Origin of the sequence: Streptomyces silvae (assembly GCF_016745505.1) — a bacterium.
Classification (GTDB): domain Bacteria; phylum Actinomycetota; class Actinomycetes; order Streptomycetales; family Streptomycetaceae; genus Streptomyces; species Streptomyces silvae.
In genome coordinates this window covers 16515-29992 of record NZ_JAERUC010000039.1, presented here as the reverse complement: position 1 = coordinate 29992, position 13478 = coordinate 16515, and the positions used below count along the sequence as shown (strand labels likewise).

Sequence of the window (13478 nt, the reverse complement as noted above, 5' to 3'; positions counted from 1 at the left end):
CGATCCGGAGAATGAGGCGACGACGATGACCGAGGCGCAGGAAACCGACCACGGAGGGCAGTCGGTGCCGCAGACCCGCACGGCACGCCACCGCAGGATCGTGGACATCCTGAACCGTCAGCCGGTGCGCTCGCAGAGCCAGCTGGCCAGGCTCCTGTCCGACGACGGGCTGAGCGTCACCCAGGCGACGCTCTCCCGCGACCTGGACGAGCTCGGCGCGGTGAAGATCCGCAACACCGGCGGCGAGCTGATCTACGCGGTGCCGAGCGAGGGCGGTTTCCGCACCCCGCAGGCGCCGCTGGGCGGGTCGGCCAAGGAGGAGCGGATGCGCAGACTCTCCGCCGAGCTGCTCATCTCGGCGGAGGCCTCGGCCAACCTGGTGGTGCTGCGTACGCCGCCGGGCGCCGCCCAGTTCCTCGCCTCGGCCATCGACCAGGCCGAACTCCAGGCGATCCTCGGCACGATCGCGGGCGACGACACGCTGATGCTGATCAGCCGTGACCCGAACGGCGGCCAGGCGCTGGCCGACCACCTGCTGCGGCTGGCCCAGAACGACCGCGGCCCTCAGTAGCGGGTGATCGCGGTCGGGCCGGACGCCGTGCCGACCGCGATGTGCGGGCTGCGGGACGGGTCCGCCCAGGCCAGGATCCGGTCCATCGCGGCCGCCGGTACGGACACACAGCCGGCGGTCGCACCCTTGCCGTTCACGTGGAGGAAGATCCCGGCGCCCCTGCCGCGTACCGGACGGTGGTAGTTGAAGCCGATGACGAGCGCACGGGCGTACTGGACGGGATAGGTGACGAGGTGTTCGGCCTCGTCCGCGCGGCAGTCGGCGGGTCGCGGTTCGGTCCAGCGGTTGTACGCCCGGGACGCGTTGTCCTGGCACCACCACGCGTCCTGGCCGGCCCGCCGGTACGGGTAGCGGGTCCCGGGCGGGGCCGCCTCGGTCCCGAAGGCGTACGGCAGGTCGTACAGCCCGGTGGGTGTGGTGTTCGTGCCCTGGGTGCGGGTGGCGCCGTCCGTCAGCCCGTTCGCCCCGAAGCGGGCGGGCGCCGAACCCGCCGCCACCCAGCCGTCCCCGCGCCGGTCCCACCAGGTGACCGTGCCCGTGACGGAGTCCGTGCCGGGCGCCTCGGCGGTGATCAGCTGCGTACCGCCGCCCGTGTCGGCCAGGCGCTCCGGGAGGGGCGGCGCCCCGGCGGGCCGCGCCGCGAGCGAACCGGCCAGGGCGAGCAGGACCGACGCGGTCACCAGGAGTCTGCGCATGCTCCGGACCGTACGGCGCGCCGCCTCCCGCCCCCACCGCGCCTGCTCCGTACGGCCCAGTGGCTCACTCCGTGACCGGTGCCGGCATCGCGGGCAGCGGCAGGGGGAGCCCCGGCAGCCCGTCGATGCTGGTCGAGATGTGGTCCTTCTTCTCGAAGTACCTGCTCAGGCTCTCGTCGTCCTCCCGCCGGAACCGGCTCGCGTGCAGGGGGCGGTCCTCGTCGTACGTCATGAACGGCACCGCGTAACCGCAGGAGTCCCGGACCAGGTCGGCGGTCACCACGATGACGGCGCGCAGCCCGTGGAGAGCCGGGTCGACGTCGGGGAAGTGCCCGAGCAGCCCCGGGAAGCGCGGGTCGTCACGGAACACGGGCTCGCCGCGCCCGTGCACCCGGACGATGTTGGGCGGCCCCTGGAAGGCGCACCACATCAGCGTGATGCGCCCGTTCTCCCGGAGATGGGCGACGGTCTCGGCGCTGCTGCCGGCGAAGTCGAGATAGGCCACGGTCCGCTCGTCGACGACGGCGAACGACCTGCTCACCCCCTTGGGCGACAGATTGACCGTGCCGTCGCCGTCCAGGGGCGCGGTCGCGGTGAAGAAGATGTGCTGTTCCTCGATGAAGGCCCGCAGACGGCCGTCGATGCGCTCATACGTTTTTCCCATGTCCGCATTGTCGTGCGACCCGACGCCCGGGGCCGGATATTTCACGGTCCGGGACGCGCTCCTCGCGCGAGGGCTCGCTCCTGTGCCTCCAGGAGCCGCCGCGCCGCGATCCGGGTGGGGCGCGCCCGGTCCGGTGCGAGTCCCGCCCGTAGCAGGTCCGTGTCCAGCGTCGCCGCGTGCGGCCGCAGGGCCCGGGCGGCGGCGCGGACCACGACGGCCGAGGGGTCGTCGAGCAGCGGCCGCATCCGGTCCGGCCGTACGGCGTCCAGTGCGCACAGGGCCGACACGGCGTGGGCCCGTACGGCGGGGAGCTGGTGGGCCGTCAGATGCCACAGCGTGTCCACGTCCGACCGTGCCCCGCACTCACCGAGTCCGGCGGCCGCGGCCGGGTAGCGCGTGGGATCGGCGCACATCGACCGGTACAGGGGGAGCGGGTCGGTTCCGCCCTGCCGTACGACATAGCGTGCGCAGGCCCGCACGAGGGCGGACCGGTCGGCGAGGAAGGGGATCGCCTCCCTGTGCCGTCCCGTCCGGCGCAGCCCGGTCACGCCGGCGGACCGGACCTGCGGCGACCGGCAGGCCAGCAGAGGAGCCACCACGGCGTCGTAGTCGTCCTCCCCGGCCCCGGCGAGGGCCGCGTCGGCGCAGAGGGCCTGGACGCTCGTGTCGCCGGAGGCGGTCGCCGCCGTCCGCGCGAATTCTGCCGGGGTCAGCAACTGCCGGCCGACGGCGATGCGGTACGCCAGACGGCGCACTGCGCGGTCCCCGTCGGTGAGCAGCGCCTCGACGTCCTGGGCCGCCCCCTGGCGCAGCGCGTCTTCCAGCAGACGCAGCGCGAAGCCGCCCCGGTCGCGGCGGGACAGCAGCAGGATCAGCGGGGCCAGCAGGGCGAGCAGTGGCCCGGAGGTCTCCCCGAGCAGAGCCCTGGCCCGGTCGCGCACCGGCGTGACCCAGTCGGCGCAGCGCACCACCAGCAGGGGCCGTAGCCCCGGGGCGTCGGCCACCCGCCCCAGTGCGGCCTCGCGCACCCTGCCGTCGGGGTGGCAGAGAGCCAGCGCGACGCGGGACTCGGCGGCGTCGGAGAGCGGACCGGCCGGCAGGCCTCGCAGCTCCTCGCGGGTCGGCAGTCGGTTCGCGGTTCGCCAGGCCGGGATCCGTACCTCGGCGTCCAGCCTGACCCAGTCCGCCGGGGACGCGGTGCCCACCGCCTCACGCAGCGGCACCCCGTCTCTCAGGCGCCCGGCCGGCCCGTCGTCGTCGCTCATGAGCTCCCCCTGAAGTGCGTGTGCGCGGATGCCGATGGTAGAGGGCGGCCTCCTCCGATGACAGTCATTTTCCCACCCCTGACCAGCAGCTTTGACAATGCATACGGGGCACCGCATAGTTATGCTATTCGTGATCGCGCCGTCAGGCGGAAGCACACCCCTTGCACTCCCGAGGAGCACCGCAGTGAGCAACGGCACCGGTAACAGCGACGTACGCCTCTGGGGCGGCCGTTTCGCCGACGGCCCCGCCGAGGCGCTGGCCAAGCTGTCCGCCTCCGTCCACTTCGACTGGCGGCTCGCGCCGTACGACATCGCGGGCTCCCGTGCCCATGCGCGCGTGCTCAGCAAGGCGGGGCTGCTCACCGCCGACGAGCTGGCCCGGATGATCGAGGGGCTGGACGCGCTCGAAGCCGCGGTGGCCGACGGGTCCTTCGTCGGGACCATCGCCGACGAGGACGTCCACACCGCCCTGGAGCGCGGCCTCCTGGAGCGCCTCGGTCCGGACCTCGGGGGCAAGCTGCGCGCCGGCCGGTCCCGTAACGACCAGGTCGCCACGCTCTTCCGCATGTACCTGCGCGACCACGCCCGGATCATCGGCCGTCTGGTCGCCGAGCTCCAGGACGCGCTGGTGGGCCTGGCCGAGGCGCACCCGGACGTGGCGATGCCCGGCCGTACGCACCTCCAGCACGCGCAGCCCGTCCTCTTCGCCCACCACGTCCTGGCGCACGCGCAGTCCCTGTCCCGGGACGCGGAGCGGCTGCGGCAGTGGGACGAGCGGACCGCGGTGTCGCCGTACGGTTCCGGCGCGCTCGCCGGGTCGTCCCTCGGGCTGGACCCGGAGGCGGTCGCGGCCGACCTCGGCTTCGAGCGCGGGTCGGTGGGCAACTCCATCGACGGCACCGCCTCGCGGGACTTCGTCGCCGAGTTCGCCTTCGTCACCGCGATGATCGGCGTCAACCTCTCCCGCATCGCCGAGGAGATCATCATCTGGAACACGAAGGAGTTCTCCTTCGTCACTCTCCACGACGCCTTCTCCACCGGCTCCTCGATCATGCCGCAGAAGAAGAACCCGGACATCGCCGAGCTGGCGCGCGGCAAGTCCGGCCGCCTCATCGGCAACCTGACCGGTCTGATGGCGACCCTGAAGGCCCTCCCGCTCGCGTACAACCGCGACCTCCAGGAGGACAAGGAGCCGGTCTTCGACTCCTGCGACCAGCTGGAGGTCCTGCTCCCCGCCTTCACCGGCATGATGGCCACGCTCACCGTGAACCGGGAGCGCATGGAGGAGCTGGCCCCGGCCGGCTTCTCGCTCGCCACGGACATCGCCGAGTGGCTGGTCAAGCAGGGCGTGCCGTTCCGGGTGGCGCACGAGGTCGCCGGCGAGTGCGTGAAGGTCTGCGAGCAGCAGGGCATCGAGCTCGACCAGCTGACCGACGAGCAGTTCGCGAAGATCTCCGAGCACCTCACCCCTGAGGTCCGCACCGTCCTGAACGTGCCCGGCGCGCTCGCCTCGCGCGACGGACGCGGCGGTACGGCACCCTCGGCCGTCGCGGTCCAGCTGGCCGAGGTGAAGGCCGACCTGGTGACGCAGCACGCCTGGGCGACCGCGCGCGGCTGATTCGGCAGGCATCGCGGGCTACGTTGACGGGAAGGCGTTCGGAACCGACCCAGAGGAGCCCGCGATGCCCTTCGCCCGCCTGAACCGAGCGACTACCCCGACCTCCCACATCGGGCTCGGCCTGGCCGCCGTCGGCAGGCCCGGCTACATCACCCCGCACCGTGACCGCGATCTGCCCGGCGACCGCGGCGTGGACGCGCTGCGCGCCCGCACCCATGAACTGCTGGACGCGGCCTACGCCCAGGGCGTGCGCTACTTCGACGCCGCCCGCTCCTACGGCCGCGCCGAGGAGTTCCTCGCCGAGTGGCTGACCGCCCGCCCCGACGTCACGGACGTGGTCATCGGCAGCAAATGGGGCTACACCTACACCGGTGACTGGCACGTCGACGCCGAGACACACGAGGTCAAGGACCACGGCCAGGCCACCTTCGAGCGCCAGTACGCCGAGACGGCGGAGCTGCTCGGCGACCGGCTCGACCTCTACCAGATCCACTCGCTGACCGCCGACAGCCCGGCGCTGAGCGACAAGGACCTGCACGCACGCCTCGCCGAGCTGGCCGCCGGAGGCACCACCGTCGGCTTCTCCACGAGCGGCCCCGGGCAGAGCGACGCCATCCGCGCCGCCGTCGCCGTGACCGTGGACGGCGAGCCCCTCTTCCGTACCGTCCAGGCCACCTACAACGCCCTGGACACCTCCGCCGGAGCGGCGCTCGCCGAGGCGCACGACGCGGGGCTCACCGTGATCGTCAAGGAGGCCATGGCCAACGGCCGGCTCGCGGGGACCGAGGCGCCCGCCGTCGTCCGGGAGATCGGCGCCGAGGCCGGACTGGACGCGGACGCCGTCGCCCTGGCCCTGGTGCTCCACCAGCCCTGGGCCGGAGTCGTCCTGTCCGGCGCGGTCACCGTCGCCCAGCTCGCGGCCAATCTGCACGCGCCGCTGCTCGACCTGGACCCGGAGCGGCTGGACCGGCTGTCCGCCCTGGTGGAGGAGCCCGAGGCGTACTGGCGCCACCGGGCCTCGCTGCCCTGGAGCTGAACGGACGCTCCGCGCCGGGTACGGGCGCCGCCCGGCGCGGGCTCACGCCCAGTCGGCGAGCGCCTCGAAGTCCGCCCGCACCAGCCCCACCCAGGGGTCGACCCTCCGCAGCAGGGCCCGCCCCGGGTGGTGCGCGGCGACCCACGCCGTGTCGAGAGCGGTGATCTCGTCGTCGACCCAGGCGAACGGCCTGCCGTCCGCGTAGTCGACGACATGGCGGGTCTTCCAGTACGTCCCGTCCGCCGTGACCGCGTGCATCGCGGGCCAGTCGATGTACGGCAACGGGGGCAGCCCGATGCGCGGGCCGACCCACTCGTTCGCCTCGTCCTTCCAGGTGGTGGCCCAGACGAGTTCGTACCGACCGGCGAGGGCCAGCAGCTCACCGCCGTGGCCGGGACTGAGCAGGACGGGCAGGCCCGCCCCGGTCTTCCACCCCGTCGGCCGCATCCGGTGGAGCTCGTAGCCCTCCGGGAGGGTGCGGCCGGCCAGCGCCGCATAGGGGTTGAGCGGACCGTCGATGTCGATCAGCAGCAGCGGCTTCATGGCGCCATGGTGCCTCCGGACCGCCCGGCACCGGCGGACCCTTTCCGGCCGTCGCGCGGCCGGGGGAGCGGAGTGGGACGTTCGTGTCTCATATGGGTTAGTGTCGTCTCATGACTCTCGACCGTGAGCAGGTGCTGCGCAGCGCCGCCGCCCTGCTGACCCGCAAATCCACCGCGACCATGGACGAGGTCGCCCGCGCCGCCGGCATCGGCCGCGCCACCCTGCACCGGCACTTCGCCGGGCGGGACGCCCTGGTCGGCGCTCTGGAGGACCTCGGCATCCGGGAGTTCGAGGCGGCCCTGGACTCCGCCGCGCTCGACGACGGCGCCGCCGAGGAGGGCCTGCGGCGGCTGATCGCGGCCGTCGAGCCCAGCGCCGGACTGCTGTCGTTCCTCGTCACCGAGAACCAGCTCTTCGAGGGCGACGACGTCAACGAGGGCTGGAGCCGGCTGGACGCGCGCGTCTCGGCGTTCTTCCGCCGGGGCCAGGAGCGCGGCGAGTTCAGGATCGACCTCACCCCGGCCTGGCTGACCGAGGCGCTGTACGGCCTGATCGGCAGCTGCGCGTGGTCCGTGCAGACCGGCCGGGTGGCCGCGCAGGACTTCCCGTACATGATCGTCGAGTTGCTCCTGGGCGGAGCACGCCGGAGCGTGGAGAAATGAGCAGCACCTACAAGCGGGCGGGCGTCACCGGCGACCTGCACCATCCGGGCCGGTGGATCGCGCTCACCGTCCTCGTCCTGGCGGTGCTGCTGGTCGCGGTGGACGCCACCGTCCTCGGTCTGGCGACGCCGTTCCTCAGCGAGGACCTCGAACCGACCGGCACCCAGCTGCTCTGGATCGGCGACGTCTACTCCTTCGTCATCGCCGGACTCCTGGTCTCCATGGGCAGCCTCGGTGACCGCATCGGCCGTAAGAAGCTGCTGCTGACCGGCGCCACCGCCTTCGGCGCGGTGTCCGTGCTCAACGCCTACGCGTCCAGTCCCGAGATGATGATCCTGGCCCGCGCGCTGCTCGGTGTCGCGGGCGCCACCCTGATGCCGTCCACCCTGGCCCTGATCCGCAACCTCTTCCACGACCCGCGCGAACGCAGCCTCGCCGTCGGCATCTGGGGCGCGATGGCCTCGGCCGGCGCCGCCGTCGGACCGGTCGTGGGCGGGCTCCTCCTGGAGCACTTCTGGTGGGGCTCGGTCTTCCTGATCAACCTGCCCGTGATGGCGGTCCTCGTCGCCGTGGGCATCAAGATGATCCCCGAGTCGAAGAACCCTGCCCCGGGCCCCTGGGACCTGATCAGTGTGGGACTCTCCCTGGTCGGCATGATCGGGGTCGTCTACGCCATCAAGGAGGCCGCCGCACACGGTGTGGGCTGGGAGAACGTCGTGGCGGCCGTCGGCGGTCTGCTGGCGCTCACCTGGTTCGTGCGCCGTCAGCTGAAGCTCCCCGCCCCGCTGCTGGACATGCGGCTCTTCCACCACCGGGGGTTCTCCGGCGCGGTCCTCGCCGACCTGCTGACCATCCTCGGCCTGTCCGGGATCGTCTTCTTCCTCTCCCAGTTCCTCCAACTGGTCCAGGGGCGGGGCCCCCTGGAGGCCGGGCTCGCCGAGTTGCCCGCGGCCGTCGGCGCGGTGACCGCCGGACTGCTCGCGGGGAGGGTGGCACGCCGCTACTCCGTGCGCTCCGTGGTCGCCGTCGGGCTGGGGGCGATCGGCCTGTCGCTCGCCGTGGTCACCGTGATCCACAAGGAGACCGGCTACCCCCTGATCGGGGTGCTGCTCCTGGTCGTGGGCGTCGGCGCGGGATTCGCGTTCACCGTCACCTCCGACGTCATCCTCTCCAGCGTCCCCAAGGAACAGGCCGGCTCCGCGTCCGCGGTGTCCGAGACGGCGTACGAACTCGGGGCGGCCCTCGGCATCGCGCTGCTCGGATCCATCGTCACCGGCGTCTACAAGGGCTTCGGAACCCCCGAAGGCATCCCGGCCGCAGCGGCGACGGCGGCCCACGAGTCGCTGGGCGGAGCCGTGGAGACGGCGGAACACCTTCCGGCACACCAGGGGAGCGAGCTCGTCGTCGCGGCCCAGGAGGCCTTCGTCAACGGGCTGCGGGTGTCGGCGGCGGTGGGCGCGGTGGTCCTGCTCGCTACGGCCGTGGCGGCGTGGTTCCTGCTGCGCGGCCAGCGGCTGGAGGACGGGATCATCCCGGACGAGTGAGTGCCCGGCGCGCGGATGCCCGGAGGGTGGATGCGGGGCGTGTGAGTGCCTGAGGGGCGGGTGCCCGGCGCGCGGGTGCCCGCCGACGGGTGGGTACCGAACGCCGGCGCGTGGGTGCCGAACGCGAGAGTGCCCGGCGCTTCCGCGCCGGGCACCGTGATTCCACCCGTACGGCTCAGGCGGCCTTGGCCTTCGTGGCGTACATGTCGACGTACTCCTGACCGGACAGCCGCATCACTTCGGCCATCACGGAGTCCGTCACCGCCCGCAGCACGTAGCGGTCGCGGTCCATGCCCTCGTACCGGGAGAACTCCATCGGCTCACCGAAGCGGACCGTGACCTTCCCCGGGCGGGGCAGACCGGCGCCGCCCGGCTGCAGCTTGTCGGTGCCGATCATCGCGAACGGCACGACCGGCGCACCGGTCATCAGCGTCAGCCGCGCGATACCCGTACGGCCCCGGTACAGACGGCCGTCGGGGGAGCGGGTGCCCTCGGGGTAGATGGCGAAGGCGTGGCCCTCCTCCAGCACCCGGCGGCCCGTCATCAGCGCCGCGACGCCGCCGCGGCCACCGTCCCGGTCGACCGGGATCATGCCGCAGCCGGTGAAGAACCAGGCCATGAGGCGGCCCTTGAGCCCCTTGCCGGTGACGTACTCGTCCTTGCCGATGTAGAACACCGGCCGGTCGCAGCAGATCGGCATGATCATCGAGTCGATGAACGTCAGATGGTTGCCCGCGAGGATCACCGGACCGTCCCCGGGGATGTTCTCGACACCCTCCACCTGTGGCCGGAAGAGCAGGCGCAGGATCGGTCCGAGCACTGCCTTGATGACCGTGAGTCGGGACAACGCATCCTCCGGTGTCGTGGCCGGGCGGCCGGGGCGGGAATTCGCGAGGGTCTGTGCAGGTGAGGACGATACTCGCGGGTACCGCCTCTCCGCACATCGGGTTCACCCAGCGGATACGCAGTGTTGACGTGTGTTTCCGCCATGTTCGTCCACGGTCCGCCCCACCGATGGCGTAGCTGCCTACGATCGAGCCTCGCCCCGAAGGTGCCAGACATCACATGCGAGGAGCATTCATGACAGAGCGCGCGCAGACCGGGCCGGGCCGCCGGACCCTCCTGGGAGCGGCCGTCCTCGGCACGACGGCCCTCGGGACGACGGCCCTGGGAACGGCCTCCACGGCGAATGCCGCCGGGCGTGTCGCCACGGACGGACGCGGGGGCAAGGGCGGCTACCGGGACCTGCCCGTGCCCACCGTCATCGGCCACCGCGGCGCCAGCGGCTACCGCCCCGAGCACACCCTCGGCTCCTACCAGCTGGCCCTCGACATGGGCGCGCACATCGTCGAGCAGGACCTCGTGCCGACCAAGGACGGCCACCTGGTCTGCCGCCACGAGAACGACATCACCGGCACGACGGACGTCGCCGATCACCCCGAGTTCGCGAGCCGCAGGACCACCAAGCGGGTCGACGGGGTCTCCCTCACCGGCTGGTTCACCGAGGACTTCACCCTCGCCGAGCTCAAGACCCTCAGGGCCAAGGAGCGCATCCCCGGCAACCGCCAGGAGAACACGCTGTACGACGGCCGCTGGGAGATCCCCACCTTCGAGGAGGTCCTGCGCTGGGCGGAGAAGGAGGGCCGCCGGCGCGGCAGGCCCGTCTGGCTGTACGTCGAGACCAAGCACCCCACCTACTTCAGGGGCCTCGGGCTCGGCCTGGAGGAGCCGCTCGCCAAGCTGCTGCGCCGCCACGGCCGGCACCGGGCGAACTCCGCGCTGCTCCTCCAGTCCTTCGAGCCGGACTCGATGCGACGGCTCTCGAAGCTCGTCGCCACGCCCCGGGTCGTCCTGCTGTCAGGTCCGTCCGAGCGGCCCTGGGACTTCGTGGAGGCCGGTGACCCGCGCACCGTCGCCGACCTGGTGAAGCCCGCCGGGCTGAAGTGGATCGCCTCCTTCGCCCAGGGCATCGGCCCCACGCTGGACCTGGTCATCCCCAAGGACGGCCAGGGACGGCTGACCACCCCCACGACCCTGGTCGCGGACGCGCACGCGCGGGGCCTCGTCCTGCACCCGTACACGATGCGCAACGAGAACACCTTCCTGCCCGCGGACTTCCGGCGCGGCACGGACCCGAACGCGTACGGCGACGCGTTCGGCGCCTTCCAGGCGTACTTCGCCACGGGCATCGACGGGATCTTCTCCGACAACCCGGACACCGCCCTGCTCGCGGCGGCCGACTTCGCCGCGCGCTGACCCCCGGGCGCGTCAGCCGCGCGGCCCTCATGCCCCGGTCGGGTGGAGCTCTCCGTGTGCGGCAGCCGGCCGCGCACGGGGAGCGTTGACGGAGCGTGACTCTTCTTGATCATGCTCCTGCCGCTCCTGCCGTCCCGCCGGCCTCTGTCGCCCCTGTCGTTCCTGTCGCCCCCGGCGGGAGACCGGGCGACGGTTGGCGGGCCGTCGTGCTCGCCCTGCACGCGCTGGTCCGCGCGGAGGCGGCGGCCGAGGCCCACGCCGCCGGGGTCGAGGCCGCCGACCTGGAGCAGTCGGTCTGGCTGAGGCTCCTGGAGCGGCGGCCCGGACCCGAGGTGCCCGCCGATCCCGCCCGCTGGGTCCGCGCCGCCGTACGGGCTGAGGTGCGCGGGGCCCGCCGCAGAAGCCGGCGCGAGCGCGCCTACACCGTCGGCGGGCCGCCGGGCGACTGGGCCGGCTCTCCCGAACGGATCGCGGTGGGGGCCGACGAACGCCGGGTGCTGCGCACCGCGGTGGGGCGGCTGCCCGGACGCTGCCCCCGCTTACTGGAGGCGATGCTGGCCCCCCACGATCCGACGTACCGGGAAATCGCAGGGGAGTTGGGTATGTCACAGGGGAGTTTGGGCCCTATGCGTTCCCGATGCCTTGGATGTCTGCGCAGAATGCTCGCGGCGGAGGTTGTAGCTCCTGAACTGCGGGGAATGGAGCGGTAGACAACCGGCGGACAGGTGAGCGGGAGGCATGCACACATGGGCATGAGCGTGACCATCTCGGCGGCGACGGCACAGGACGTCGAGCAGATCTTCAGACTCCAGTACCTCTGCTTCCAGAGCGAGGCGGAGCTCTACGGCAACTACCGGATCGACCCGCTCGTCCAGAGCCTCGACTCCGTGCGGGACGAAGTCGCCACGGACCTGGTGTTCGTGGCCCGGCTGGGCGACGAAGTCGTCGGCTCCGTACGCGGCTTCACCGATACGGACGGCACCGGACGGATCGGCAAGCTCTGCGTCCACCCCCGGCTCCGTAACCACGGCCTCGGTATGCGCCTCCTGCGGGCGGCGGAGTCCGGCCTGGCGGACGGGCGTTCGGCGACCCGCTTCCGTCTGCACACGGGCGAGCGCAGCGAGGGAAATCTGCGCCTCTACCGCAAGGCGGGGTACGCCAGGGTGGGCAACACCACCGGTGGCGACGGAGTCCGGCTGGTCCTCCTGGAGAAGGACGCCACCGCGCCGGCCTATGTGACCAGCGCCTGAACGAGGCGCCCGGGCAGCTCCCGTGACGCCCGGACGTAGGTCAGCCGTGTCAGGCGTTCCGCGCGCGGCGCAGCCAGATCATCCCGGTGACCGGAAGGATCACCGGGATGAACAGGTAGCCCACGCCGAAGTCCGACCACACCGTGGCGTCGGGGAAGGCGGACGGCTTCACCAGCGTCCAGGTGCCGACGACCAGGACCCCGGCCAGTTCGACGGCGCAGCACACGAGCGCCGCCCGGCGGGCCTTCTCGCCGCCCCGCACCAGCGAGTAGGTGATGAAGCCGTACACGACGGCGGCCACGGCCGACAGCACGTACGCCAGCGGCGCCTTGTCGAAGTCCAGGATCATCTGGACGATCGAGCGGGACGCGGCGGCCACGGTGAACACCCCGTAGAACCAGACCAGTACGCGCCCGGGTCCGGTGCCGAGCTCGAACTGCTGCTTCTGCCGCGGTGTGTCCGTCTGCGGGGCCGGGGACGCGGGCGCCCCCGTGCGGTCGGTGTCGCTCATGGTCAGTTTCCCCAGATGTCGTAGAGCCGCACTTCGAGGACGGCGAGCACGACCGCACCGGCCGCCACCGTCACCGAGCCCCACCGGGTCCGCTCCGTCAGCGACAGGAATCCCGCAGCCGGTACGGCCGCGAAGGCGCCGATCAGATAGGCGATGAAGATCGTCATGCCCTGCTCGGGCCGCTCACCGCGCGCCAGCTGCACGATTCCCACGAGCAGCTGCGCCAGTGCCAGCACGGAGACGACCGCCATGCCGATGAAGTGCCAGTCCTTCGTGGGCTGGTCCCGGTAGGCGGCGATCCCGCACCAGGCGGCGAGGGCGAGCGCGGTCACGGCGACCGCGACCGTCAGGGCGTCAAGCATGAGGTGAGGGTATTACGGACGGGCGGAGCCTCCGCGTGCGGCCCCAGGCCGCCGTGGTGGACGGCCGCCCGGCGGAGCGGGGCCACGGGAATCGTGGCCTTTGCCACAGGGCGCCCACAGCATGATCGCGCCGGCACCCGTGGACGTACCGGAACCGTCGTCGTTTGTGCAGGTCACAGCGGTGTGAACGGCGATCCTGGCGGGCTCCGGCCCGCATCCACGGCTGTCCGCTATTCGGACACGGTGGATCGGCCGGAAGTTACGTCTGTTTTACTTGGGGCATGACCACGACGAGCTACCGCAGCCCTGCGACCGAGGCGATCCTGACGCCCGGTGCTCGTTGTATGTGTCGAATGCGCGCCTTCTGAGGGCCCCCGCCTGGGCCTCGCGCCCCGAAGCGAGACCGAGCCCGTGCCGTCCGTACCCATGGACAGAGCCGGCCCGCCCATGCCCCGCGCCCGGCGGCACCGCCGCGGCCGGACCATGACGGGACTCCCACCG

Annotated in this window: 15 protein-coding genes; 8 read left to right on the top strand and 7 right to left on the bottom strand. The window is 72.3% G+C overall.

What is annotated here, in order from left to right:
- Positions 1 to 25 precede the first annotated feature (25 nt).
- On the top strand, positions 26 to 571 hold the full coding sequence (locus JKV81_RS06155; RefSeq protein WP_099176785.1) for an arginine repressor: 546 nt from the start codon (positions 26 to 28) through the stop codon (positions 569 to 571).
- Here JKV81_RS06155 and JKV81_RS06150 read toward each other — a convergent pair.
- From JKV81_RS06150 to JKV81_RS06140, 3 genes are all read right to left on the bottom strand, one after another.
- Positions 565 to 1266, bottom strand: a complete 702-nt coding sequence (locus JKV81_RS06150) for a L,D-transpeptidase family protein (protein WP_129261439.1) — start codon at positions 1264 to 1266, stop codon at positions 565 to 567. The two genes, JKV81_RS06155 and JKV81_RS06150, sit on opposite strands and share 7 nt — an antisense overlap.
- A 64-nt stretch (positions 1267 to 1330) precedes the next feature.
- Complete coding sequence (locus JKV81_RS06145; RefSeq protein ID WP_202075097.1) at positions 1331 to 1930, bottom strand: pyridoxamine 5'-phosphate oxidase family protein; 600 nt, start codon at positions 1928 to 1930, stop codon at positions 1331 to 1333.
- A 41-nt stretch (positions 1931 to 1971) separates the two neighbouring features.
- The gene (locus JKV81_RS06140; RefSeq protein WP_202075096.1) at positions 1972 to 3195 is read right to left on the bottom strand and encodes a hypothetical protein; all 1224 of its coding nucleotides are present in this window, start codon (positions 3193 to 3195) and stop codon (positions 1972 to 1974) included.
- Between the two features lie 184 nt (positions 3196 to 3379).
- Here JKV81_RS06140 and argH point away from each other — a divergent pair, with 184 nt between their 5' ends.
- Positions 3380 to 4813, top strand: coding sequence for an argininosuccinate lyase (gene argH, locus JKV81_RS06135; RefSeq protein WP_129261435.1), 1434 nt, complete (start codon positions 3380 to 3382; stop codon positions 4811 to 4813).
- A 64-nt stretch (positions 4814 to 4877) separates the two neighbouring features.
- The gene (locus JKV81_RS06130) at positions 4878 to 5849 is read left to right on the top strand and encodes an aldo/keto reductase (protein ID WP_124279680.1); all 972 of its coding nucleotides are present in this window, start codon (positions 4878 to 4880) and stop codon (positions 5847 to 5849) included.
- Positions 5850 to 5891: 42 nt separating this feature from the next.
- Here JKV81_RS06130 and JKV81_RS06125 read toward each other — a convergent pair whose 3' ends face one another.
- Complete coding sequence (locus tag JKV81_RS06125; RefSeq protein ID WP_124279681.1) at positions 5892 to 6392, bottom strand: HAD domain-containing protein; 501 nt, start codon at positions 6390 to 6392, stop codon at positions 5892 to 5894.
- Between the two features lie 110 nt (positions 6393 to 6502).
- Here JKV81_RS06125 and JKV81_RS06120 point away from each other — a divergent pair, with 110 nt between their 5' ends.
- Entirely contained in the window at positions 6503 to 7054 is a 552-nt protein-coding gene (locus JKV81_RS06120) for a TetR/AcrR family transcriptional regulator (protein ID WP_202075095.1), read from the top strand.
- On the top strand, positions 7051 to 8598 hold the full coding sequence (locus tag JKV81_RS06115; RefSeq protein WP_129261431.1) for an MFS transporter: 1548 nt from the start codon (positions 7051 to 7053) through the stop codon (positions 8596 to 8598). The genes JKV81_RS06120 and JKV81_RS06115 overlap by 4 nt, the downstream gene beginning before the upstream one ends.
- A gap of 175 nt (positions 8599 to 8773) precedes the next feature.
- Here JKV81_RS06115 and JKV81_RS06110 read toward each other — a convergent pair whose 3' ends face one another.
- Positions 8774 to 9445 carry a lysophospholipid acyltransferase family protein gene (locus JKV81_RS06110; RefSeq protein WP_099176793.1) on the bottom strand — a complete coding sequence of 224 codons (672 nt, stop codon included), beginning with the start codon at positions 9443 to 9445 and terminating at the stop codon, positions 8774 to 8776.
- Positions 9446 to 9678: 233 nt separating this feature from the next.
- On the opposite strand from JKV81_RS06110, the gene JKV81_RS06105 reads away from it, so the two are divergent.
- The 3 genes from JKV81_RS06105 (at position 9679) to JKV81_RS06095 (ending at position 12104) form a co-directional block, all read left to right on the top strand.
- Positions 9679 to 10854, top strand: a complete 1176-nt coding sequence (locus JKV81_RS06105; RefSeq protein WP_202075094.1) for a glycerophosphodiester phosphodiesterase — start codon at positions 9679 to 9681, stop codon at positions 10852 to 10854.
- A 206-nt stretch (positions 10855 to 11060) separates the two neighbouring features.
- Positions 11061 to 11564 (top strand): sigma-70 family RNA polymerase sigma factor, encoded by a 504-nt coding sequence (locus JKV81_RS06100; protein WP_202075093.1) that lies wholly within the window; start codon positions 11061 to 11063, stop codon positions 11562 to 11564.
- A gap of 36 nt (positions 11565 to 11600) precedes the next feature.
- On the top strand, positions 11601 to 12104 hold the full coding sequence (locus tag JKV81_RS06095; protein WP_202075092.1) for a GNAT family N-acetyltransferase: 504 nt from the start codon (positions 11601 to 11603) through the stop codon (positions 12102 to 12104).
- Positions 12105 to 12153: 49 nt separating this feature from the next.
- On the opposite strand, the gene JKV81_RS06090 is transcribed toward JKV81_RS06095, so the two are convergent.
- Both JKV81_RS06090 and JKV81_RS06085 read right to left on the bottom strand, forming a co-directional pair.
- Positions 12154 to 12615, bottom strand: coding sequence for a hypothetical protein (locus tag JKV81_RS06090; protein WP_202075091.1), 462 nt, complete (start codon positions 12613 to 12615; stop codon positions 12154 to 12156).
- 2 nt (positions 12616 to 12617) lie between these two features.
- Positions 12618 to 12977: a hypothetical protein gene (locus tag JKV81_RS06085; RefSeq protein WP_099176798.1), complete on the bottom strand. Its 360-nt coding sequence runs from the start codon at positions 12975 to 12977 to the stop codon at positions 12618 to 12620.
- Positions 12978 to 13478 lie beyond the last annotated feature (501 nt).

Coding starts and splice junctions, on each gene's coding strand:
- JKV81_RS06090 (WP_202075091.1), bottom strand. CDS start 12,615: ATGAGCGACACCGACCGCACGGGGGCGCCCGCGTCCCCGGCCCCGCAG.
- JKV81_RS06115 (WP_129261431.1), top strand. CDS start 7,051: ATGAGCAGCACCTACAAGCGGGCGGGCGTCACCGGCGACCTGCACCAT.
- JKV81_RS06125 (WP_124279681.1), bottom strand. CDS start 6,392: ATGAAGCCGCTGCTGCTGATCGACATCGACGGTCCGCTCAACCCCTAT.
- JKV81_RS06120 (WP_202075095.1), top strand. CDS start 6,503: ATGACTCTCGACCGTGAGCAGGTGCTGCGCAGCGCCGCCGCCCTGCTG.
- JKV81_RS06145 (WP_202075097.1), bottom strand. CDS start 1,930: ATGGGAAAAACGTATGAGCGCATCGACGGCCGTCTGCGGGCCTTCATC.
- JKV81_RS06095 (WP_202075092.1), top strand. CDS start 11,601: ATGGGCATGAGCGTGACCATCTCGGCGGCGACGGCACAGGACGTCGAG.
- JKV81_RS06140 (WP_202075096.1), bottom strand. CDS start 3,195: ATGAGCGACGACGACGGGCCGGCCGGGCGCCTGAGAGACGGGGTGCCG.
- JKV81_RS06150 (WP_129261439.1), bottom strand. CDS start 1,266: ATGCGCAGACTCCTGGTGACCGCGTCGGTCCTGCTCGCCCTGGCCGGT.
- JKV81_RS06130 (WP_124279680.1), top strand. CDS start 4,878: ATGCCCTTCGCCCGCCTGAACCGAGCGACTACCCCGACCTCCCACATC.
- JKV81_RS06085 (WP_099176798.1), bottom strand. CDS start 12,977: ATGCTTGACGCCCTGACGGTCGCGGTCGCCGTGACCGCGCTCGCCCTC.
- JKV81_RS06105 (WP_202075094.1), top strand. CDS start 9,679: ATGACAGAGCGCGCGCAGACCGGGCCGGGCCGCCGGACCCTCCTGGGA.
- JKV81_RS06155 (WP_099176785.1), top strand. CDS start 26: ATGACCGAGGCGCAGGAAACCGACCACGGAGGGCAGTCGGTGCCGCAG.